The organism is Komagataeibacter nataicola (assembly GCF_003207795.1).
In the GTDB taxonomy this organism is placed as follows: Bacteria; Pseudomonadota; Alphaproteobacteria; order Acetobacterales; family Acetobacteraceae; genus Komagataeibacter; species Komagataeibacter nataicola.
The window spans coordinates 124,258-145,471 of record NZ_NIRT01000007.1 but is presented as its reverse complement, the minus strand read 5'-3'; the positions used below and the strand labels follow the sequence as shown (position 1 = coordinate 145,471).

Sequence of the window (21,214 nt, the reverse complement as noted above, 5' to 3'; positions counted from 1 at the left end):
CTGCCATGCCTGGAACCAGCTCGTCGATCAACCATGGCGCATCATGTCAATCGGACTGCGCAATTGGGCTCATAGGTTATAGCAATCAACGGTTGGTATCAATGGTTTCACGGCACAGGCGGCCAGCCTCGGTGGTGGGATCGGCCTCGGCATGGGCCTGGTGCAGCGCCAGCACCACCCGGTCATCGGCAGGCACGATCAGGTCGGGCCTTATGCGGGTCACCGCCTCTGTCAGCACGCCGGGGGCTGCGAAATAGGGGTAGCGGCTGAAGCTTTCAATGCCATCCAGGCAATGCAGCGAATGCCCCTGCGGGCAGATGGCATGCACCGTCACCCCGCTTTCGATGAATTCCAGCGCCGCGCGCGTAATGGCGGACCACCAGACGGAGGAGACGATCAGAACTGTAAAATCATTTTTCATGGGTCGGGACTTTCCAGTTCAGGTCATGGTGGCCATGACCGGCAGGGGAGCATTACGGGGCGAAGGCCGGTTGCTGTTGCGCAAGCGGCTGAAAGGCGCGTTGCCGCCTGAACCGCGCCGTCAGCCTGCGGGCGGTAAAGCGCGCGCCCCACGCAAAGCGCAGCAGTGGGCCAAAGCTGCCAGCCGCCATCGGGCCGATGAAATACAGCCCCGGCACGCTGGATTCGAAGTGGCGCGACAGCGCGGGCATGCTGTCTTCCGTGCGCACGGCGCGCACGAGTGCGGGATCGATAAATGGCAGTTTATCAACCGCAACCTGCACGCCGGTGCCCAGAAAGACGTGGTCTACATCCACCGTGCGGGTCAGGCCGGTCTGCTTGTCGCGGAAGGTCAGATGAATGGTATCCTCGTGCATGGCGGCGGAGGTGAGTTCCACGTTGAGCCAGATCGGAACCTTCTCGCGCACGACCTGCCCGGTAACCCAGCCCGCGGCAGGCCCGAGATGCCCGCGCGTGATGCGCAGCCGCAGGCGTGCGGGCAGCATGTGAAACACATCGGGCAGGTCACACGCCATGCGCGAGCGCCAGCCCGTGCCAAGGCCGGAGCGGGGTTTCTTGATGCGTGTGACTAGCCGCTTGAGCAGGCTGAGCTTTTGCGGCGGGTTATTGATCCATATCTTGGGCCGCCGGGTGCAGATGAAGGTTTCCGCTCCCGCATCATGCAGGAAGCACGCCGTATCCACCGCCGATGATCCCGCCCCGATCACCGCCACGCGTTTGCCCGCGAAGCGGGTGAAGTCGGTTTCATCAAACGTATGGCTGATCCGCTCGCGTGGCAGGCCGCGCACGGCAGCAGGCAGGTAGGCGAAATGCTCGATGCCCACCGCCAGCACCACGTTGCGCGCCGTGACGCTCTCGCCATTTTCCAGGCGCAGCGCGAAGCCCTCGCCCGCGCGTGAGAGCCGCGTGACCAGAAAAGGCTTGAGCTGGGGCACATGGGTTTTCTGGAACGTCTCGCCATATTCCCGAAAGACTTCGGCGGGAATGGGCACGCCCGTGGGCGCGTAAGGGTAGCCGCGCTCACGGCAGAAATGCGCCAGCGTGAATTTGCGCGCGGGGTCGAACAGATCCAGCGCGAACCCTTCCGCCTTGAGCCGCAGGGCAGCGGGCACATGGTCGCGCCAGAACGCCATGGGCCGCCCGAAAATACGGAAATTCACCCCCCTCTCGCGTAGATGCGCCGCAAGGGAAAGACCATAGGGACCAGCCCCTATAATGGCGATATCGGTATTCATCAGAAATCCACCAGCCTGTAAGTTCGGAGTGCGAACAGTGATCAGTAAAAGTGTGGAGACATGAATCTGTATTTGGCATTTCCATTAAAAATGCCGGTGTGTGACTTGCACCAGGATAATGAATGGCAAGACAAAACAAAGGCCGAAGCAATCAGGCCACACGTTAACCATACATTTACCCTATGAAAGACAACAATCACAAAAAGGAAAAAAACATATCAGATATGCGTTGTATGGTAAAAATAACACAACCTATACGATAAACCGTGCGGTTTATAGATTGCTCGCCATGGTTGTAGTGAAATAAATATTTGTGAAGGGAACTTTTCTGCTGTTCACATACTTCACGCACGAGGACCGGGACATGCTTGAAGGGCCAGCGGAGGCGCGCGCCCTCTGTCATGGCCGAACAGGCAGCCTGAAAACACACTGATTGTTGCTAAGGAAGCATGTTTCAGGAGGCGCCAGACAGAGGCTGCCATTATTTGTTTCAATGCATTGTTTTGAAATATCTTCTTGTAACAGACCGCGTTGCCATGTTGCGACTGTAGAGGAAATCCTTTATCTCCGGTGTGCAGGCGTCAGCAGCCATTCATGCCCCTGGCTGGGTCTGCACGCCCGTGTGTTCATCAGGTGCCCTGCCCGGGATTTTATCGACCATGCAAGCTTTGTCCGCATCTGACCCACGGGATAGGCATGAAGAGGCACCCCCCCATCCGGGGCCGGGACTGAGCATCATCATTCCGTGCTATCAGGAGCGGGGCAATATCGTTCCCCTGTTTCATGCCGTCCGGAAAGCCGTGACCGGTTATGACTGGGAACTTATTTTTGTCGATGACAATTCACCCGATGGCACCATTGATGAAGTCTGGAACCTGGCACAGGCTGACAGCCGGGTGCGTGGCCTGCTGCGGATCGGGCGGCGGGGGCTGTCTTCCGCCGTGATCGAGGGGGTGCTGTCCTCCTCCGCGCCGGTTGTGGCGGTGATGGATTGCGACATGCAACATGATGAAACCCTGCTGGCAGGGATGGCTGATGCCATAAGCCAGCAGGGCTATGACATCGTCATAGGCAGCCGCCATGTCAAAGGCGGGGACAATGCCGGGCTGGCCAATGCCTGGCGGCGCGCGCTGTCTGGTTTGGGCATCCGGGTGGCGCAATGCCTGCTGCCCATTCGTGTGAGCGACCCCATGAGCGGGTTCTTCGCCATGCGGCGCGCCCTGTTCGTGCAGTCGGTTGGCAGCCTGTCGGGCACGGGGTTCAAGATCCTGCTCGACCTGCTCATGGCGCAGAAATCGCGGCCGCGGGTTATTGAACTGCCATTCGTGTTCCGCACCCGGCATGAAGGCGTGAGCAAGATGGACAGGAAGGTGCTTTTTCAGTTTGTGCAGATGCTGTTTCATCATCTGCGGAGACGTTATAAATAAAGTTTGAAATTTTTTGAAATAAACAAGAAATAAACAAAAAATAATAAAATTTTTCATAATGCTTTTTATTGGCGAAAAATAGCGGTTTTTCAAAATGCTTCAGCAGAAAGCTGCCTGTATTTTGGGGTCAGGGTGTTTGAAACAGGATTTTACCATGTTTCAGTTTTTCCTTTTAATACTTTAAAAATGTTAAATTTTTTAATAATAAACTTAAAAATAAAATAATTACACATTCTTTATAAGAACAGTTTAAGTTATTTAAGATGGGTTCTGGTAACTTTAAGTACCATATTGGGACAGATTGACATATTCCAGACCCGCCGTAGTTATGATTTCAATATTTCTGGTTTGAGGATTTTTTTACCATGAATCGTTTTGCAATATTAGGGTCTGGCATATTGATACTGGCGCTGGGCGGATGTCAGAGCCATCCACAGATAGTACATGACAAATACACGGGCACCACCGCCTGCGTTTCTGGCAAGCATACCGAGCAACCCGGACTTCTGCAGACCTTGAATACAATCGCGACCTATACAAGGGGTACGCGCTGGGAATTGAATATAATTCGTATAGCCGGCTTTCGCCTGAAACCGTGTGGAGCGAAGGGCATAAATACACCTATAATGATCTCGGATCAGACGCCCATCTCTGTGGGGGCGCAGGTGGCTGCCTGATTGATGAACGTGGCGCGATCAAACTGTCAAAGGACGAATTCTATCAATTCGCCAAAACGGGATTCGATTTCAAAATAATCGGCTACCATGGCACGGTCACGGGTCATGTGCCCGCATCGGCCTTCCAGAGTGTTATCGACCAGTGCCCCGATACTGGCAGTGTAAATACGGCCGGTGCATCAGGCGGGTAACGTTACCCGCGATTGCGCTTCTGGTGCTGGTCTGTTCTACGGGCAGGCCAGCCCGGTGCTGTCGTGGCCCAGCGTTTAAAATGGCAGAATTTTCCGGGGGCAGTCTCTGCTGAAAAGGGCGATCGGGGAAAGTGGCCCGACAAAGCCTTTTCCTGTTTTTTCAGGTCATGCCTGAAAAGGGTATGTCCGCGGCGGGATTCGAACCCACGGCCCCAGGATTCATACCACTTCGGCTTTCACCGCCGCCATGAGCATGGCGTTCGTGGTCTGGACTGTCCCTTCACCATGGACCGCGCGCGGTCTACAGGTGCTGCCCATCCAGTCTCTACACCTTGCCGGCATAAACCGGCCTTGGCTCGGGATTGGCACGGCTTTCGCCAGAGCGTTCCCCGAATTTGAGCAGATCCGCCATGGGGTTTCCCGTCATGGCGCCCAATTTGAAAACCAGGAATCCTGTGCTCTATCCGGCTGAGCTACGCGGACATACTGCCAGCTTTTTAACCGAGCCCATGCGCACGGGCAAGGTGTTTTGTGAGCACGGGCAGGGGCAATTTTCCTTTAATGGCTGTTTGGAAAGTCAGATCCAATAATACACTGAAATTATAAAAGTTTTTGGTGAAGCTTTTTTCAAAAAGCGTCAGAAGACGCGGCCTTTTTGCAAAAGGGCGATACCCGGAAACTTTTCTTGTTTTTTCATTAATAATTTGTTTTCAAACAATCTTTTAGCGTCGCCTGCGTGCCTTCTGCGCAAGGCCGCACAGGCGGGCGACATGCCGCAACCCCAGCACGATATCGGGGCTGCCGGTCTGCTTGCAGGCCAGTTCCAGCGCCTGCGTATCCTGTGCCGCCTCAAGCAGTGCCGCAGCCGACCAGGCATTGAGCGCCTGCCCGAAACTGTCCGTGCGCTTGAAAAACACCGGTGGCCGCAACTGCCGCATGGCTTCCGCCCGCCCCATCCCGCCATCCATGGCCAGCCGCACCCGGCGCAGGCGGTGAATATGGGCCAGCAGCACGCGCGCCAGCGCCACCGGGCTGCTGCCATCGGTCACCAGCGCGCGCTCGGCGGCGGCATCGGCGGCTTCGCGCTCGCCCGCCATCGCGGCAAAGGCCGCATCCTCCAGCGATACGCCCGCGGCATCGCCCACGCAGGCGCGCACGTCCTCCAGCCCCAGCCTGCCGCCAGAACCGGCGAACAGGGCCAGTTTTTCCACTTCGCTGCGGGTGGCGGCGCGGTCCGGCCCTGCGCGCTCGACCATCCAGCCCAGCGCATCGGGGTCGATGCCCACCTCATGCCCCGCCAGCATCTGCCGGATCGCGCCTTCAAGCGCGCGACCTTCCTCGGGGTAACAGCCGATCACGCCGCAGTGGCGGTCCTTTTCGGCAAAGGCGCGCAGCTTGGCGCGGGAGGCCAGACCCGGCGCCTCGAGAATGACCAGCGTGTCGGAATCCTGCGCCAGGCAGCGTTGCAGGGCTGCCAGCACATTGTCACCTACCTCACGCAGCCAGATCACGCGCCGCCCCCCGGTCAGCGACAGGGCGGTGGTTTCCTCCTCCAGCCGGTCATGGTCCTCACGGCCTAATATGGCCACGCGAAACGGATCATTCAGGTCGGGGCAGATGGCCCGTGCCGCCATCGTCGCCCGTTCTCGGATCAGCCCGGCATCATCTCCATGCAGCACGATGGCCCGTAGCGCGCCGGGCGCGTTCAGGGTCGCGTTGACGGAGCGGGCCTCGATCTTCACTGGTTTTCGTTCCCCCCGATGCTGATGCCCGACATGTCATCGTTTTCCTGCGCCGGTGGGCTCCGGCGGGATGTGGCAGGGGCCTGCGTGGTGGTGTCTGGCGTGTTGTCCATGGGGCCGTTTTCATCGGGCATGGTCATGCCGCCGTTGTTTTCCTCGTTCAGCTGGGCATCGGTGCGGCCGGTGGCCATGCTGGGCAGGCCGTCGGCAGCGGGGTGCTGGGCGGGCATCTGGTTATTGGGGTTGATGATGCCGTTGGGGTCGGTGTAGCGCGGCTGGTTCTGTCCGCGCACCGAGCCGCTGATCGCGGGCTTGGCATGGGTGCGGAACCATACGGCCACTTCCTGCGTGATCTGCTCGGCCAGGTTCTTGGCCACGCGGGCGCGCACGCCTTCAAGGTTCAGGGTCTGGGCGAAATACTGCTCGTAATTGTTGTTCACCCCATCCACCACCGAGGCATCGCCCCCCGCCAGCGTGACCGGGTTATAGGCCACGGTCTCCAGCGTCCAGTGCGCAAAGGCGGTGGTGCGCGTGCGGCCTGATGTGTTGTCGGCGTGGATGTCCACGGCCTCGTTCATCAGATAGGTGCGGATGCGCAGCACGTAGCGGGTCGGGTTTTCAGGCCCGGTTCCCCCCATGTCCTGCTGCAGCGCCTGGCGCAGCAACTGGCCATAGCGCTCGGTGATGCGCGCGACATAGACCTGCTTGAGTTCGGCGAGCACATTGCCGGTGGTGGGTTTGCCATCGGCGCCGATATGGCTTCCCGTCGTCTTGTACATCGGGGAAAAGCCGCACCCTGCCAGCATGAGCAGGGCGCACAGCACGCCGGTGCGACGGACGGGAAGGGCCATGTCTATTTCGCAACCACGAAATTGACGATGCGACCGGGCACATGGATGCGCTTGACGATCCGCGCGCCCTCAAGCAGGCGGGCCACGTTCGGCTCGGCTTCCGCCAGGGCGATCACCCTGTCTGCCGGCAGGTCGGGTGCCACGGCAATGGTGCCGCGCAGCTTGCCCATGATCTGCACCGCAATGGTCAGCTCGCTGGCCCTGAGCAGGTCAGGGATGGCGGTGGGCCAGGCGCGTTCCACCACCGGCTGGCCAGCGGGCTCGAGCAGCGCCATCATCGCCTCCGCCTGGTGGGGCACCATGGGCGCGGCCAGCAGGGCCAGCATGGTGGCGGCCTCGCGGCGGGCAAAGGCCATGCCCTCGTCGCCTGCCGCCTTCTCGGCTTCGGCCAGGGCAGAGGTGAGTTCATGCAGGCGGGCCACGGCCACGTTGGCGCTGAAGCCTTCAAGCGCCTCGGTCACGGCCGCGATGGCGCGGTGCGTGGCGCGGCGCAGCCCATCCGCCGCGCGCGACAGCGTGGCGGGGCAGGGGGCATCGGCCGGGGTCTGTTCGGCCACGGCGCGCACGAGGCGGAACAGGCGCTGCAGGAAGCGCGCGGAAGCCGCGACACCGGATTCCGTCCATTCCATGTCGCGCTCGGGCGGGCTGTCCGACAGCACGAACCACCGCGCTGTATCCGCGCCAAACCGCTCGATGATGGCCACGGGTGCGACCGTGTTGCGCTTGGACTTGGACATCTTCTCCACGCGGCCGATCGTGACCGGCGCGCCATTGTCGCGGCGCACGGCGCTGTCGGCGCGGCGCTCGACTTCCTCGGGGTAGAGCCAGTTGCCATCCGCGTCGCGGTAGCTCTCGTGGTTGACCATGCCCTGCGTAAACAGCCCGTTGAAGGGCTCATCCACATGCAGGTGGCCGGTCTCGTGCATGGCGCGGGTAAAGAAGCGGGCATAGAGCAGGTGCAGGATCGCATGCTCGATGCCGCCAATATACTGATCCACCGGCAGCCAGCCATCGGCTGCGGCGGGCAGGGTGGGGGTGGCGGCATTGGGTGCTGTAAAGCGGGCGAAATACCATGAGCTGTCGACAAAGGTGTCGCAGGTATCGGTCTCGCGCAGGGCGGGCTTGCCGCAGCTGGGGCAGTTGACATGCTTCCAGGTGGGGTGATGCGCAAGCGGGTTGCCGGGGCGGTCGAATGTCACGTCCTCGGGCAGCTTTACGGGCAGTTGGTCATCGGGCACGGGCTGCGCGCCGCAATCGGTGCAGTGGATGACGGGGATCGGGCAGCCCCAGTAGCGCTGGCGCGAAATGCCCCAGTCACGCAGCCGCCAGTTGACCACACCCTGGCCAACACCCATGCCTTCAAGCCGGGTGATGGCCTCTTTCTTCGCCGCATTCGTGTCCAGCCCGTCGAGGAAGCCGGAGTTGAACAGCGTGCCGTGGCCGTCGCACGCCTTGTCGGTCATGGTGAAAGTCGCGGCCTCCGCCCCCGGCGGCAGGATGACCGGGGTCACGGGCAGGTTGTATTTGCGCGCGAAGTCAAGGTCGCGCTGGTCGCCACAGGGGCAGCCGAACACCGCACCCGTGCCGTAATCCATCAGCACGAAATTCGCGATCCATACCGGGAAGGATTTATCGGGCATGAAGGGGTGGCTGACCCGCAGCCCGGTGTCGAAGCCACGCTTCTCGGCGGTTTCGATCGCTTCTTCAGATGTGCCAAGGCGCTGGCATTCGGCAATGAATTCCTGCGCCTTGGCGTTGCCTGTGGCAACCTTGGCCGCCAGCGGATGGTCGGCGGCAATGGCCAGGAAGGACATGCCGAACAGCGTGTCGGGGCGGGTGGTGAACACCTCGATGGAATCAAGATCGGTGTCGAAGCCCGCAGGTGGCGCGTGCAGGCCGAAGCGGACCTTGGCCCCTTCCGAGCGGCCGATCCAGCGTTCCTGCATGGTGCGCACGCGCTCGGGCCAGCGCGGCAGGGTGGACAGGCCCTCGAGCAGTTGCGGGGCGAATTTGGTGATCCTGAGGAACCACTGCGAGAGCTTTTTCTGCTCGATCAGCGCGCCCGAGCGCCAGCCGCGCCCGTCAACCACCTGCTCGTTGGCCAGCACGGTGTTGTCCACGGGGTCCCAGTTGACCCAGCTTTCGCGGCGCTCGACCAGCCCGTCCCTGAGCATGTCGAGAAACAGCTTCTGCTGCTTGCCATAATATTCAGGCAGGCAGGTTGCGATCTCGCGGTCCCAGTTGAAGGAGAAGCCAAGCCGCTTGAGCGTGGCGCGCATGGCGGCGATGTTGTCCATCGTCCACTGGCCCGGATGCACGCCGCGCTCGCGCGCCGCGTTCTCGGCAGGCAGGCCGAAGGCGTCCCATCCCATCGGGTGCAGCACGCTGAAGCCGCGTGCGCGCTTGTAACGCGCCACCACATCGCCAAGCGTGTAGTTGCGCACATGGCCCATGTGCAACTGCCCCGACGGGTAGGGGAACATCTCGAGCACATAGTATTTGGGCCGGTCGGCGGGGGGCACGTCTGGCACGTCGAAGATGCCCGAGGCCGCCCAGCGTTCCTGCCACTGCGGCTCGGCCGTGTGGAAATCATAGGCGGGGGTGGCGTTGTCCGGTGGGGTGCTGGTTTCGGTCATCTTCTTCTGGTTCGGTGTGCGGAGGGCGGGCGGCATGCGCCTGCCAGCAGGGCCGGGCAGCGTACTGCCCGGCCGGGATTGACGGAGTGCGGGGCCTAGTGCTGGCCGCTATCGGTGCGGAGCTGGCGCGCGCGGGTCAGGATGCGGGCCGTGATGTCGGACACGGTATTGGCGGCAACAGGGGTATCGACCCACTGCCCGTCCTCATAGGCCTGGCGGAATACCGACACGCGCACCGCATCCGAGCGCAGGCTGCGCGAGAGGATGAAGCAGGTGATCTTGAAGCGCTCATCCTTGGTGGCGGGGGGCGTGTACCAGTCCGTCAGGATCACGCCCGCCACCGCATCGGCCGAGGCAAACGGCATGAAGGACAGCGTATCGAGCGCGCCACGCCACAAAAAGGCGTTGACCCCGTTGCTTTCCAGTGGCGTGGAGCCGCCATTGGCGCCGCGATCTTCCTTCAGCAGGCGGTTCTGGGGCACGGCCAGCCCGCTTTTGTCATGTTGCGGCGCGCTGCCGCACCCGGCCAGCAGGCTGGCGGCGAGCAGGGCGGGGAGTGCCGTGCGTGGCAGCAGGGCACGGCCCGTGGGGGCGGCAGAGGGAGCGGGATGGAACGGGCGAAGGGTCATGATGCCTCTGTGGACGCCGGGGATGGCCCCCGCATGTGGTGATCCGGCCACGCGCCCGGACACCGGCGGGCATGCCGGGCAGGGGCGTTGCGGCCTGTCGCGTTATCCTTCTTCATATCCTGCCGCGCCTGCCACGCCAAGTCGCATGGGCACTTTACCGTGCCCTGCGTGACAATCGGGCCATTGAAGCGCAAAAATGGGCGCACACGCCAACTGTTGCGGGACATGATGAAACACGCGCTTACAGGGTCTGTCGCCTTCCTGCTCATGGCGGGGCTGCTTGCCGCCGCGCCGGCGCATGCGGCAGTGGCTGCTGCCGCCAGCCCCACCAGCACCCGTGCTGCGGACATGGCGGCCCGCCTGCAACCCGCCGAGCAGCAGGCCGTGCTCCAGGCCCGTCCTGCCCCGGCCACTGATGGGGATGGAAACACCCCCGGCCTGCTGGCCTGGCCGGGGGTGCCCCGGCTGGGGCTGCCGGTGCTGCGCATGCCCACCTTCGCCACCCCCGTGCAGCCCGGTGATGCCGCGGCCCGGCCCATGCTGCCGTGGCTGGCGCTGGCCGCGACATGGGACCCCGACCTCGCCCGCCGCGCAGGCGTGGCCCGCGCCCGGGCGGAATGGCTGCATGGCCGCGCGGTGCTGCGCGTGGGCGGCGTGGATACGCTGCCCTCGGGCCGGCTGCAGGGCGGTGAGGACCAGGTGCTGGCGGGCAGCATGGGGGGCATGATCGGGGCGGGGCTGCTCTCGGGGCATGTGCTGCCGGTTTTCGGCTCCGTCGCGCGTGAGGAGCAGGTGCGCGCCGATGGCGCGGCCCCCGAGCGCACCGCGCCGGTAAAGGCGGCTGACCTTGCCGCCCACAGCCTGCTGGGCGTGGCCACGGCGCTTGAGGTGGCTCATGGCGGGGCCATGCTGTGCGGCGGCATGGCCCCGTGCGGCGAGGTTACGGGGCTTGCGGCCATGGTGCATGAGGCGTGGCACTTTCCCGGCATGATCCTGGCGGTGCCCGGGGGCGACCTTCCGGGGGGAGGCGTGCCCGACAGCGCCCTGCATGGCACCGATACCGCGCCCGCGCTGAATGCCGTCGCCATGGGGGTGGACATGGAGCAGGTCAGCCCCGCAAGGCCCGATGTGCTGGGCGAGATGCTGCGCAGGGCCGTGCGCGATGGTGATATCAAACCCGCGCAGGTGCAGGCCATGGTCACGCATATCCTGGCCTCGTTCTACATGGCGGGCAGCCTTGACCATCCGCCGCCATTCGCCGCCGCCCGCACTGGCGTGCAGCCCCCGCCGGTTGATACGCTGATGGGCGATGTCGAGGCCGAGGGCGCGGTGCTGTTGCAGAACGAGAATCGTGTCCTGCCCTTTGACCCCGCCCTTGGCCCGGTGCTGGTGCTGGTGCACCCCGCCATGCGGCAGGCTGCGGACCTGCTGGCTGACGGGCTGCGCCATGCCGGGCTGAATGTGACGGTGGTTACCGCGCCTGATGGCGCGGGGGCTACGGGCACGCTGCCGCCCGCCTGCGCGCAGGCGGCCCGCACGCTGGTGCTCAGCGCCAGCAATGAGGATAACCGGATGATTACCACCCTGGCCGAGCTTGGCGGCCATGTGGCCGTGGTGCTGACCGCCGATGACCCCGACCGGCAGATGCCCTGGCTCGATGCGGTTGACAGCGTGGTGCAGGCCTGGGCATGGCGTGATGAATATGCGCAGGCTTTATCGGCGCTCTTGTCGGGGCAGCAGGATTTCTCGGGCCATCTGCCCGTTACGCTGACGGGCGGGCTTTACCCGCCGGGCATGGTCGATGCGAATTACCGCGCGTTCGAGCGCGCGCATGTCGTGCCGCTGTTTCCGTTTGGCTATGGGCTGTCGGCACGCGGGCGGCTGGCGCTGAGCGAACTGCACGTGGTGCGTGAGGGCAATCGCCTCAATGCCAGTTTCACGCTCTCCAATCCCGGCACGGCGGCGGTGCGGGCCGTGCCCCAGCTTTATGTCGAAACCCCGCCCGACCTGCCGGGCAATCCACGCAGGCTGGCCGCATGGCGCAGCGTGATGGTCAGTCCGGGGCACCCGGTGCGGCTTAGCGTGCCGGTCAGCCTGCGGCTGGCGGGGCAGTGGAACAATGCGGGCGGCAACTGGTCCGTGGCGGCAGGTGATTATACGCTCTCGCTCGGGTTTTCATCGGTCATGCTGGTGCGGCACGCAACACTGCACCTGCCCGCCCTGCATGTGCCCGCCACGCTGGAAAACCAGCCCGCGCCGGTGGTCACGGCCGAATGAGCGGCAATGATAAAAGTTTCTACTGTCCCGGCCGGATGACGGTGCAGGGCAGGCCCTGATCCTTCAGCGTGGCGCAGGCCCGTGTCGCGGCGGCCTGCGAAAGTCCGGCCAGGCGGGCGCGGTAGACCAGCCCTGCGGGCCTTCTCACCGGAATGACCAGACTACGCGCGCCCTGAAGGGCTGCAAAATCACCCTGCCGCGCCATGGAGTTGGCAAAGCGGGCCTGCCCCTCCGCCGAGAAGGCGCCCACCTGCACCATCCACGCACCATATCCGGCACCAGCACTTGGCGCGGCGGCGGCTGCCGTGCGGGCATCGGTGTGGCAGGCGGCACTTCCGGGGTCATAGGCCAGGTTGGCGTCCTGCACGCAGGCGGTGCGGCGCTGCACGGGGGCGGGCGGGTTGAGTGTTGCGTACTGCACATAGGTATGGTCGGGCTGGATCGTAGTGCCATTGCCCAGAGGCGCGGGTGTTGACGTTACCCGCTGGCTGGATGAGCCATAAACCGCCAGCGGCCCGCTCAGCGCCACTTCATTGCCAAGATTGGGGGTGATGATGCGGAGGTAGCGAACCGTCTGGCTGGGGAGCGGGCGGCCATTTTCAAGGTAGTCGTTCAGCCGTTCCGTGCCTGCATTATAGGCGGCAAGAAAGCCCGGCGCGCCATACAGCCCGTAAAGGATGCGGATATAGGCCGTGCCCGCGAGAATGTTGTTGTGCGGGTCATACGGATCAGAGCCAAGGTGGTTGCGGCGCTGCATGTCGGCATAGGTGGGCGGCATGAGTTGCATTAGCCCGATCGCCCCGCTTGCCGAGCGCGTGAGGTGGCCATCTATATATTCATGCCCGCCGGATTCCTTCTGGATTACGGCGCGAATCCATTCCTGCGGCACGGCAAAACGGCTGGAGGCATCGGCAATATAGGGCTGCCACGGGTCGGTGGCCGGCCCCGGCGGGCGGTAGGCGGCCTTGCCCTTGTAGTAACTGTTATAGCTGGCATGGGTGTGGCTGCCGCCGCCCCCGCCCGGTGACGTGGCGCAGGCGGCAAGCCCCACGCCTGCAAGGGCTACGAGAAACAGGCGCGTCATGTCCCGCAGGAAGGGAGGTGCAGGGGGCATGTTCAGATCAGGCACAGTTCCGCCAGTTCGTTGCGTAGGGCTTCAGGCAATGCATCACCCGAATGGCTGTTTGCCAGAAGGTCGGGGGGCGCGTCTGCGGGCTTGAGGTAGCGCCAGCCCTGAAAGGGGCGCATGGCGCGCGGGCTGACGGGAATGATCTCGGGCGCCATGACCACCAGCGCGCAGGCCACGCCATCCTCACGCGTGTCGGGGGTGATGGCGGTAATGCGCTGGCGGCACAGGATGCGCCCGGAAATCACGCGGTAGATTGACCCGCCATCGAGTATTTCCGCCGCCCGGCGCGGATACATGCGCGTGCGGAACCATGGCTGGCCCGATGGGCTGGTGCCATCGAGGTCATCGACCGGCGGGATCTGGAGCGACTGGCGGGCGGCGAGTTCCTCAAGGGAATGGACACCAACCGCCAGCTTGACCATATGCAGCATGCCCGGCCCTTACCGCGCGGGGGCCGCGAGATCGGTCTGCGCCTCATGCGCGAAGGTCTCGCGGAAGCGCTTTTCGTCGATGCTGCGCACGATATGCATCACCCGCATGGGGCTGTCCTTTGGGGCGAGTGCCGCGGGCACCACAAAGGCATGGCCGTAATGCGGGCCGCGACTGGTGTCGATATCCATGCGCGCATCAACGGCTGCGGTGACCAGCGTGGGGTCGGCGGCGATCGCGGTGGTCATTTCATCCCACATGGGCAGCGGGTCGTAATAACTGCCGATATAGGTGGTGAGCGGTGTCTTTTTGCTGGTGATCTGGCCGAGATATTCGCGCGAAAGCATGAGGTCGTTCGACACGCTGCCCACTACCGTAATCGCCTTCCACGGCGCGGTGAGCGTGATGTGGGCGGCCTCGGGGTCGAAGATCATGTTGAAGTCGGAGGCGAAATCCGCGTTGCCGGTAATCGACATCATGCTCGTATCGAGCATGCCGCCCATGAAGATGAGCTGCTTCGCCGTCTCGGCAAAAGTGGGGTCTTCACGAATGGCAAGGGCGAGGTTGGTCAGAGGGCCTGCGGCCACGATCGTCACTTCATGCGGGTGGGCATGCACCTGCTCGATCAGGAACTGCACGGCGCCCTGCCTTGCGGGCGGCGTGTGGGGCGCGCCTTCCTTCATGGTCCCGATGGCGGGCTGCGCATCGGGCGCGGTATCGATCGAGCCAAGGCCACCCCAGGCGCCCTTCCACGGAATGGCGCCGTACTGCTGCTCATGCAGGCGCATTTCGGCACGGGTGTTGACCAGCGGATAGACCGCGCCATCGGCCACCGGCACATCCGCCCGGCCGATGATTTCAAGCAGGCGGCGCAGATGGGCGGATTCCGCGTTTTCCCACCCGTCGCCACTGACCACCGTAAAGCCCAGCACGCGCACATTGGGGTTGAACAGCAGCGGGATGGTGGAAAGCTGGTCCGATCCGCCCGGGCCAAGGAAGTCGTTATCCTCGATTACCAGTTCCGGGCCGGTGGTGGCGGGGGCCGCCATGGCGGGCACGGCCATGCAGGCAAGGGCCGCGACGGTGGCGGCGAGGCGGGTGGACCGCGAAAGGATGGATGAAAACACGCAGCAATCTCCCTGCCCTGAATGCATGGCCCTATCGTATGGCCTAATGCCTCAAAGCACCAGCGCAGCCAGCAGGCTTTCCAGCCGCAGGCGGCCTGCCGGCGTGGCGCGCAGGCGCTGTCCGGCAGGGTCGAGCACTACGTAGCCCTCATTGGTCGCCATGTTCAGGATGTCGGCATCAAGCGCGTCATGCACATCCATGCCGGTGCGCCGGGCGAAGCGGGCGGTGTCGATGCCCTCGCGCAGGCGCAGGCCCATCAACAGCATTTCACGCGCGCGGTCGCGGTTGTCCAGCCGTTCATCAGGGTGCGCGCCGGTGCCGGTGTGCTCCACGCGCTCGGCCCACGGCTCGGGTGCGCGGTGGCGGCGGGTGGCGCAGGTCACGCCATTGCGGGTCAGCCGCCCATGCGCGCCGGGGCCAATGCCGAGATAGTCGCCATAGCGCCAGTAGGTCAGGTTATGGCGGCTCTCGGCACCGGGGCGGGCGTAGTTCGAGATCTCGTAGCCAAGCAGGCCATGGCGGGCCGCCACCTCGGCGGTCAGTTCATACAGCCTTGCCGCGTCATCGCCTTCAGGCAAGCGGAAGCGGCCCTGGCGGTACAGCCCTTCGAATTTCGTGCCCGGCTCGATGGTGAGCTGGTAGAGCGACAGGTGATCGGACACCAGCGCAAGGGCAGCCTCAAGCTCGGCGCGCCATGCGGCCCCGGTCTGCCCCGGCCGGGCATAGATCAGGTCGAACGAGATGCGGTCGAACAGGCTGCGCGCGGTCTCGAGGGCAGCGATGGCCTGCGGGGCGTCATGCTCGCGGCCTAAAAAGCGCAGGGCGGCTGGCTCAAGGCTCTGGATACCCATCGAAATGCGGTTGACCCCGGCCCCCCGGAAGGCGCGGAGCAGCCCCGTCTCCACGCTGGTGGGGTTGGCTTCGAGCGTGATTTCCACATTGTCGGTAAAGCCGAACGCGGTGCGGGCATCGGCAATCAGCCCAGCCACCGTTTCGGGCGCCATGAGCGAGGGGGTGCCACCGCCAAAAAAGATCGAGCTGATGGGCGGGCGTTCGGCGGGCGTGTCGCCCATCATCGCCGCTTCATGCGCCAGTTCGCGCCTGAGTGCGTTACCAAAGCGGGCACGGGGAATTTCATCGCGCACATGGCTGTTGAAATCACAGTACGGGCATTTGGACAGGCAGAACGGCCAGTGCACATAAAGCGCCAGCGGTTCGGCGATGCTGGATGCGAGACTGTGTGAAAACCCTGCCAACGAAACCTCTCGCGAACTGTAAATTTTTTTGGTGAAGCTTCTTTGAAAGAAGTTTCAAAAAAGAATGCCGCCTTTTTGAAAAAAGGCGGCACCCAAAAACTTTTGTTTTTTTATCAGATCGCCAGCCGCACGCCCAGCTCCACCACGCGGTCGGGCGGAATGCGGAAGAACTCGGTGGCAGGCGTGGCATTGCGCGCCATGAACAGGAACAGCGACATCCGCCAGCGCGAGAGCTTGGGCACCGACGAGCGCACCAGCAGTTCGCGGCTGGTGAAGTAGGAGGCCTGCAGCGCGTCAAAGTCTAGCCCGCTGGCCTTCAGGTCTTCGAGCGCGCGGGGCAGGTTTGGCATTTCCATGAAGCCGTAGCGCAGGATGATGCGGTAGATGTCGGGGGCCAGTTCCTGCAACGCCACGCGGTGGCCGTGATCGGCCTCGGGCTGGTCGAGCGTCTGCACGGTCACGAACAGCACGTGGTCGTGCAGCACCTTGTTGTGCTTGAGGTTGTGCAGCAGGCAGGCAGGCACGAAATCGGGGTTGCCGGTCATGTACACCGCAGTGCCCGGCACGCGGATGATGCGTGACTGCGGCAGGCGGGCCAGGAACGAGTTCATCGGCATGCTGTCCTGCTTCTGCCGGTTCATGATGAGCTGGCGGCCTTTTTTCCATGTCGTCATCATCAGCGTCAGCACCACGCCGAGCAGCACCGGCACCCAGCCACCCTGCGGAATCTTGAGCGCGTTGGAGGCGAAGAACGTCGTATCAAGCAGGAAGAAGCCGCCGAACGTGGCGATCGCGGCAGGGCGCGACCAGTGATACAGCCTGCGGAACACCACCATCGCCAGCACGCAGGTGCACATGAACGTGCCCGTCACGGCAATGCCGTAGGCCGAGGCCAGCGCATCGGAACTGCGGAAGGCCAGCACCAGCAGGAGTGCTCCCACCATGAGGAAGCGGTTGAACTCGGGCAGGTAGATCTGGCCCTCTTCCTCCGCATTGGTGTGGGTCACGCGCAGGCGGGGCAGGTAGCCGAGCTGGATGATCTGGCGGCACAGCGAGAACCCGCCTGAGATGCCCGCCTGGCTGGCAATGACCGTGGCCATGGTGGACAGGATGATCATCGGCACCTGCATCCAGTGCGGGCCGAGCAGGAAGAAGGGGTTCTCGAGCGCCCTGGGCTCGGAGATGATGAGCGCGCCCTGGCCCAGATAGTTCAGCGCCAGGCACGGCAGCACGCAGAACAGCCACGCATAGCGGATGGGCTGGCGGCCGAAATGCCCCATATCGGCATAAAGCGCTTCCGCACCTGTAACCGACAGCACCACCGAGCCAAGGGCGATGAACGACAGCCACCCGTGATAGATGATGAACTGCACCGCATAGGTGGGCGATATGGCCAGCAGCACCCTGGGGTGGTGCAGGATTTCAAGCGCGCCGAGTATGCCCAGCAGGCTGAACCACACCAGCATGATGGGGCCGAATATGGTGCCCACCTTGCCCGTGCCGTAGCACTGCACCGAGAACAGCCCCACCAGCACCATGAGGGCAATGGGAATGACCAGGTCATGGGCCGCGGGGAAACTGACCTCAAGCCCTTCCACCGCCGAGAGCACGGAAATGGCGGGCGTAATCATGCCGTCGCCAAAAAACAGGCACGCGCCGCCGATTCCCACCATGCCGAGTGCGATGCGCATGCGGTTGCTCGGCGCCACGCGCTGGGCCAGCGACATGAGCGAAATGATGCCGCCCTCGCCATTATGGTCGGCGCGCATGATCAGGATGACGTATTTCACCGTCACGATCAGCAGCAGCGACCAGATGATGAGGCTGAGCACGCCCAGTATTTCCCAAGGCTCGATCCTGTGGTGCTGCGATACGACCATGATGGTCGAGCGCAGGGCGTAGATCGGGCTGGTGCCGATATCGCCAAACACCACGCCAAGCACGCTGAGCAGGGCGGCAAAGCCGACCGGGTTTGCCGCATGTTCGTGCTGGTCGGCGCCGTATTCGGTAATCTTGGGCGTGGCATTGGCCTGCTGTGTGGCGGGCGCGGGGTGCGCGCCGCCATCCGGCGTCGTTGAGGATCCGGGGGCAACAGGCCCCGTGGGTTGCGTCATGTCGTGACGGCTCCGCGGCAATGAAGACTGAAAACCGGCATCACATCGCGACCGGATAGTTCCGCATTACCGCCTCGCCCCATGTGCAGCAAGGCCCCTGTGTGCTCGGGTGCCATTCCGCCCCGTTCAGGCGTGGGCGGGACGGGCCCCGAAAATGGCGCTGCCCACCCGCACCAGCGTGGCCCCGCAGGCAATCGCCGCCTCGAAATCGGCCGACATGCCCATGGAGACCACCGGCAGCCCGTGGCGTGCCGCCAGGCCTGCCAGCGTGCGGAAATGTGGCGTGGGGTCGGCGTCATGGGGCGGGATGCACATCAGCCCGCGCACGCTCGCGCCAAAGCGGGTCATGCTGTCGGTAATGAAGGCGTCCGCCTCCTCCAGCCTCACGCCCGATTTCTGGCTTTCATCGCCGGTGTTCACCTGCACCAGCAGTTGCGGCAGGCGGCCCGCTTTGTCCGCCGCGCGCGCCAGCGCGTCCGACAGGGCAGGGCGGTCGAGGCTTTCGATCATGTCCGCGATCTTTACCGCCTCAAGCGCCTTGTTGGTCTGCAATCCGCCGATGATATGCAGCTTCAGGTCGGGAAAGCGGTCGCGCAGGTCGGGGAATTTGGCGGCCGCCTCCTGCACGCGGTTTTCGCCAAACAGGCGCTGGCCCGCCTCGAGTGCGGCGATGACGCTGGACTGCGGGTGGAATTTGGAAACCGCCACCAGCCCTACGCTGGAAGGGTCGCGCCCTGCGCCCCGCGCGCTCGTTGCAATGCGGGTGCGGATACCGCTCAGGGCCTGTGCTATGGATGCGGATGTTGACATGGCCCTAGGCTTGGCATGAATAGCTGCCCGGTCAAGCCCCCAGGCGCCGTTGCGTTGAAGTGCCGCAGCTTTCAGGTCAGGATTACATGAAGTCTCCCCCGTCCCCGTCGTCTCGCCCCGATGCCCGCCGTAACGGCGCAGGCCGCCCCGACCGGCGTGGCGGCAAGGTCGCCCCTGACCCCACGCGCGACATTGCGTTCGATATCGTTGAAGGGGTGATCGTCCATCGGCGCATGCTCGATACATCGCTCGAGCATTCCGCCGCCGCCCGCACCGCCGAGCCGCGCGACCGCGCCGCCGCCCACAGGCTGGCCGCCACCGTGCTGCGCCACATGGGCACGGCAAACGAGGTGCTGGGCCCCTTCCTCAAGCGCGAGCCGCCCGAGCTGGTGCGCGTGGTGCTGCTTATTGGCGTGGCGCAATTGCTGTTTCTCGACACGCCGCCGCATGCCGCCGTGGCCACCTCGGTGGCGCTGGCGCGCAGGCGGGGGCTGGTGCCGTTTGCAGGTCTGGTCAACGCCGTGCTGCGCCGGGTGGCGGGTGGCGGAGCAGAAGCGCTTGAGGGGCTGGACCAGCCCCGGCTCGATGTGCCGGCGTGGCTGTGGCAGTCCTGGGGCAGGCTGGCCCGCCCCATTGCCAGCGCGCTGGGCCACGAGCCGCCGCTGGACCTGACCATAAAGCCCGGCTGTGACGCGCCCCCCGGCGGCGAGGTGATGCCAAATGGAAGCGTGCGTTTTGCGGCAGGCACGGTCAAGGTGGCCGAACTGCCCGGCTTTGCCGAGGGCGCGTTCTGGGTGCAGGACATGGCGGCAACGCTGCCCGCGCGCCTGCTGAATGTGACGCAGGGCGAGCGCGTGGCCGATCTGTGCGCGGCCCCTGGCGGCAAGACCGCGCAACTGGCCTGCGCGGAGGCGGAGGTGTTCGCCATCGAGCGCGAGGGCCGCCGCCTTGAGCGCCTGCGCGCCAATCTCGTCCGGCTGGGGCTGGAGGGCGTGAAGGTGATCCACGCCGACGCCGCCACCTGGAAGCCCGAGGCCCCGCTGGACGCCATCCTGCTTGATGCGCCGTGCTCGGCCACCGGCACCATCCGCCGCCACCCCGACGCCATGTGGATCAAGCGCCCGCGTGACATCGCCACCATGACCGGGGGGCAGGACCGCCTGCTGGCCGCAGCCCGCGACATGCTGCGCCCCGGTGGCCGCCTGGTCTATGCCGTGTGCTCGCTCCAGCCCGAGGAGGGCGAGCAGCGCGCCCGCGCGGCCGAGGCCCTGGGCCTGATCCCCGACCCGTTCACGCCCGAGGAACTGGCCTTCCTGCCCCAGGCCCGCACGCCCGAGGGCTGGCTGCGCACCCATCCGGGCATGCTGGCTGATCGCGGGGGGATGGATGGTTTCTTCGCCGCGCGGTTCCGCCGGGGCTGAGGAGAACTGCCGCCCCCTCCGGGCGGGCGGACACATTACCGGGGGCAGTATGATGAAAGGTTGGCGTCGGGCAGGGATTGCTGTTAAAAAACAGGCATGGCTGCTCTGAACACCCCCCTTATCGCGCCGAGCCTGCTGGCGGCCGATTTCTCACGCGCGGCGGATGAAGTCGCGGCGGTTGAAACCGCTGGCGCCGACTGGCTGCATCTGGATGTGATGGACGGGCATTTCGTGCCCAACCTCTCCATGGGGCCGCAGCTCATCAAGGCGCTGCGCCCCAAATCAAAACTCGCGTTTGACGTGCATCTCATGATCGCGCCGGTCGATCCCTATATCGAAGCCTTCGCCGCGGCGGGGGCCGATCATATCCATCTGCATGTCGAGGCGGGGCCACACACGCACCGCTCGCTGCAGCACGTGCGCGACCATGGGGTCAAGCCGGGCGTTGCCATCTGCCCCGCCACCCCGCCCGAGGCGGTGGGCGAGGTGCTGGACCTGGTGGACATGATCCTTGTCATGACCGTCAACCCCGGCTTTGGCGGCCAGAAGTTCCTGACCAGCCAGCTCCGCAAGATCGAAACCCTGCGCCGCATGGCCGATGCCACCGGGCGTGATATCCGCATTGGCGTTGATGGTGGCATCACCGCCGCTACCGCCCCGCTGGCTGTTGGAGCAGGCGCCGATGTGCTGATTGCGGGCACGTCCGTCTATGGGCAGCCCGATTATGGCGAAGCCATCAAGGCCTTGCGCAGCGGGGCGCATAGCCCGGCGTGAGGCGGGGC

16 protein-coding genes are annotated in these 21,214 nt (G+C 64.3%); 4 read left to right on the top strand and 12 right to left on the bottom strand.

What is annotated here, in order from left to right; genetic code table 11:
• Positions 1–85 precede the first annotated feature (85 nt).
• The gene (locus CDI09_RS06120) at positions 86–421 is read right to left on the bottom strand and encodes a hypothetical protein (RefSeq protein WP_205836596.1); all 336 of its coding nucleotides are present in this window, start codon (positions 419–421) and stop codon (positions 86–88) included.
• A gap of 52 nt (positions 422–473) precedes the next feature.
• Positions 474–1,715: an NAD(P)-binding domain-containing protein gene (locus CDI09_RS06115; protein ID WP_078526289.1), complete on the bottom strand. Its 1,242-nt coding sequence runs from the start codon at positions 1,713–1,715 to the stop codon at positions 474–476.
• A gap of 659 nt (positions 1,716–2,374) precedes the next feature.
• Here CDI09_RS06115 and CDI09_RS06110 point away from each other — a divergent pair.
• Complete coding sequence (locus CDI09_RS06110; RefSeq protein WP_078526291.1) at positions 2,375–3,142, top strand: polyprenol monophosphomannose synthase; 768 nt, start codon at positions 2,375–2,377, stop codon at positions 3,140–3,142.
• 1,590 nt (positions 3,143–4,732) lie between these two features.
• Here the strand turns inward: CDI09_RS06110 and holA are convergent.
• The 4 genes from holA to CDI09_RS06085 form a co-directional block, all read right to left on the bottom strand.
• Entirely contained in the window at positions 4,733–5,752 is a 1,020-nt protein-coding gene (gene holA / locus CDI09_RS06100; RefSeq protein WP_078526294.1) for a DNA polymerase III subunit delta, read from the bottom strand.
• Complete coding sequence (locus tag CDI09_RS06095; RefSeq protein ID WP_078526296.1) at positions 5,749–6,603, bottom strand: hypothetical protein; 855 nt, start codon at positions 6,601–6,603, stop codon at positions 5,749–5,751. The genes holA and CDI09_RS06095 overlap by 4 nt, the downstream gene beginning before the upstream one ends.
• 2 nt (positions 6,604–6,605) lie before the next feature.
• Positions 6,606–9,239, bottom strand: a complete 2,634-nt coding sequence (gene leuS / locus CDI09_RS06090) for a leucine--tRNA ligase (protein WP_078528009.1) — start codon at positions 9,237–9,239, stop codon at positions 6,606–6,608.
• A gap of 95 nt (positions 9,240–9,334) precedes the next feature.
• Positions 9,335–9,868 carry a DUF3576 domain-containing protein gene (locus CDI09_RS06085; RefSeq protein ID WP_078526298.1) on the bottom strand — a complete coding sequence of 178 codons (534 nt, stop codon included), beginning with the start codon at positions 9,866–9,868 and terminating at the stop codon, positions 9,335–9,337.
• A gap of 225 nt (positions 9,869–10,093) precedes the next feature.
• On the opposite strand from CDI09_RS06085, the gene CDI09_RS06080 reads away from it, so the two are divergent.
• Complete coding sequence (locus CDI09_RS06080) at positions 10,094–12,145, top strand: glycoside hydrolase family 3 C-terminal domain-containing protein (RefSeq protein WP_249034000.1); 2,052 nt, start codon at positions 10,094–10,096, stop codon at positions 12,143–12,145.
• 19 nt (positions 12,146–12,164) lie between these two features.
• On the opposite strand, the gene CDI09_RS06075 is transcribed toward CDI09_RS06080, so the two are convergent.
• The 6 genes from CDI09_RS06075 to CDI09_RS06050 all read right to left on the bottom strand — a co-directional run bounded on the left by CDI09_RS06075 (position 12,165) and on the right by CDI09_RS06050 (position 19,011).
• Entirely contained in the window at positions 12,165–13,229 is a 1,065-nt protein-coding gene (locus tag CDI09_RS06075) for a lytic transglycosylase domain-containing protein (RefSeq protein ID WP_078528013.1), read from the bottom strand.
• Positions 13,230–13,261: 32 nt separating this feature from the next.
• Positions 13,262–13,705: a DUF1489 family protein gene (locus CDI09_RS06070; RefSeq protein WP_078526300.1), complete on the bottom strand. Its 444-nt coding sequence runs from the start codon at positions 13,703–13,705 to the stop codon at positions 13,262–13,264.
• Positions 13,706–13,714: 9 nt separating this feature from the next.
• On the bottom strand, positions 13,715–14,767 hold the full coding sequence (locus CDI09_RS06065) for a nucleoside hydrolase (protein WP_236944683.1): 1,053 nt from the start codon (positions 14,765–14,767) through the stop codon (positions 13,715–13,717).
• Between the two features lie 114 nt (positions 14,768–14,881).
• A complete protein-coding gene (gene hemW / locus CDI09_RS06060; RefSeq protein ID WP_078528015.1) occupies positions 14,882–16,054 on the bottom strand; it encodes a radical SAM family heme chaperone HemW in 1,173 nt (390 codons plus the stop codon).
• A gap of 146 nt (positions 16,055–16,200) precedes the next feature.
• On the bottom strand, positions 16,201–18,201 hold the full coding sequence (locus CDI09_RS06055; protein WP_078526303.1) for a potassium transporter Kup: 2,001 nt from the start codon (positions 18,199–18,201) through the stop codon (positions 16,201–16,203).
• Between the two features lie 126 nt (positions 18,202–18,327).
• Complete coding sequence (locus tag CDI09_RS06050; protein WP_078526305.1) at positions 18,328–19,011, bottom strand: YggS family pyridoxal phosphate-dependent enzyme; 684 nt, start codon at positions 19,009–19,011, stop codon at positions 18,328–18,330.
• A gap of 86 nt (positions 19,012–19,097) precedes the next feature.
• On the opposite strand from CDI09_RS06050, the gene CDI09_RS06045 reads away from it, so the two are divergent.
• Together CDI09_RS06045 and rpe are read left to right on the top strand one after the other, a co-directional pair.
• A complete protein-coding gene (locus tag CDI09_RS06045) occupies positions 19,098–20,432 on the top strand; it encodes an RsmB/NOP family class I SAM-dependent RNA methyltransferase (protein WP_078526306.1) in 1,335 nt (444 codons plus the stop codon).
• Positions 20,433–20,528: 96 nt separating this feature from the next.
• On the top strand, positions 20,529–21,206 hold the full coding sequence (rpe, locus tag CDI09_RS06040) for a ribulose-phosphate 3-epimerase (protein WP_078526308.1): 678 nt from the start codon (positions 20,529–20,531) through the stop codon (positions 21,204–21,206).
• The last annotated feature ends 8 nt before the right edge of the window (positions 21,207–21,214 follow it).

What these genes read in the sequence shown, in the direction of transcription:
- CDI09_RS06070 (WP_078526300.1), bottom strand. Translation starts at nt 13,705, where the DNA reads ATGCTGCATATGGTCAAGCTGGCGGTTGGTGTCCATTCCCTTGAGGAA.
- leuS (WP_078528009.1), bottom strand. Translation starts at nt 9,239, where the DNA reads ATGACCGAAACCAGCACCCCACCGGACAACGCCACCCCCGCCTATGAT.
- CDI09_RS06085 (WP_078526298.1), bottom strand. Translation starts at nt 9,868, where the DNA reads ATGACCCTTCGCCCGTTCCATCCCGCTCCCTCTGCCGCCCCCACGGGC.
- CDI09_RS06065 (WP_236944683.1), bottom strand. Translation starts at nt 14,767, where the DNA reads ATGGCCGTGCCCGCCATGGCGGCCCCCGCCACCACCGGCCCGGAACTG.
- CDI09_RS06110 (WP_078526291.1), top strand. Translation starts at nt 2,375, where the DNA reads ATGCAAGCTTTGTCCGCATCTGACCCACGGGATAGGCATGAAGAGGCA.
- CDI09_RS06045 (WP_078526306.1), top strand. Translation starts at nt 19,098, where the DNA reads ATGAAGTCTCCCCCGTCCCCGTCGTCTCGCCCCGATGCCCGCCGTAAC.
- CDI09_RS06120 (WP_205836596.1), bottom strand. Translation starts at nt 421, where the DNA reads ATGAAAAATGATTTTACAGTTCTGATCGTCTCCTCCGTCTGGTGGTCC.
- CDI09_RS06075 (WP_078528013.1), bottom strand. Translation starts at nt 13,229, where the DNA reads ATGACGCGCCTGTTTCTCGTAGCCCTTGCAGGCGTGGGGCTTGCCGCC.
- CDI09_RS06095 (WP_078526296.1), bottom strand. Translation starts at nt 6,603, where the DNA reads ATGGCCCTTCCCGTCCGTCGCACCGGCGTGCTGTGCGCCCTGCTCATG.
- rpe (WP_078526308.1), top strand. Translation starts at nt 20,529, where the DNA reads ATGGCTGCTCTGAACACCCCCCTTATCGCGCCGAGCCTGCTGGCGGCC.
- CDI09_RS06050 (WP_078526305.1), bottom strand. Translation starts at nt 19,011, where the DNA reads ATGTCAACATCCGCATCCATAGCACAGGCCCTGAGCGGTATCCGCACC.
- CDI09_RS06080 (WP_249034000.1), top strand. Translation starts at nt 10,094, where the DNA reads ATGATGAAACACGCGCTTACAGGGTCTGTCGCCTTCCTGCTCATGGCG.
- CDI09_RS06115 (WP_078526289.1), bottom strand. Translation starts at nt 1,715, where the DNA reads ATGAATACCGATATCGCCATTATAGGGGCTGGTCCCTATGGTCTTTCC.
- CDI09_RS06055 (WP_078526303.1), bottom strand. Translation starts at nt 18,201, where the DNA reads ATGACGCAACCCACGGGGCCTGTTGCCCCCGGATCCTCAACGACGCCG.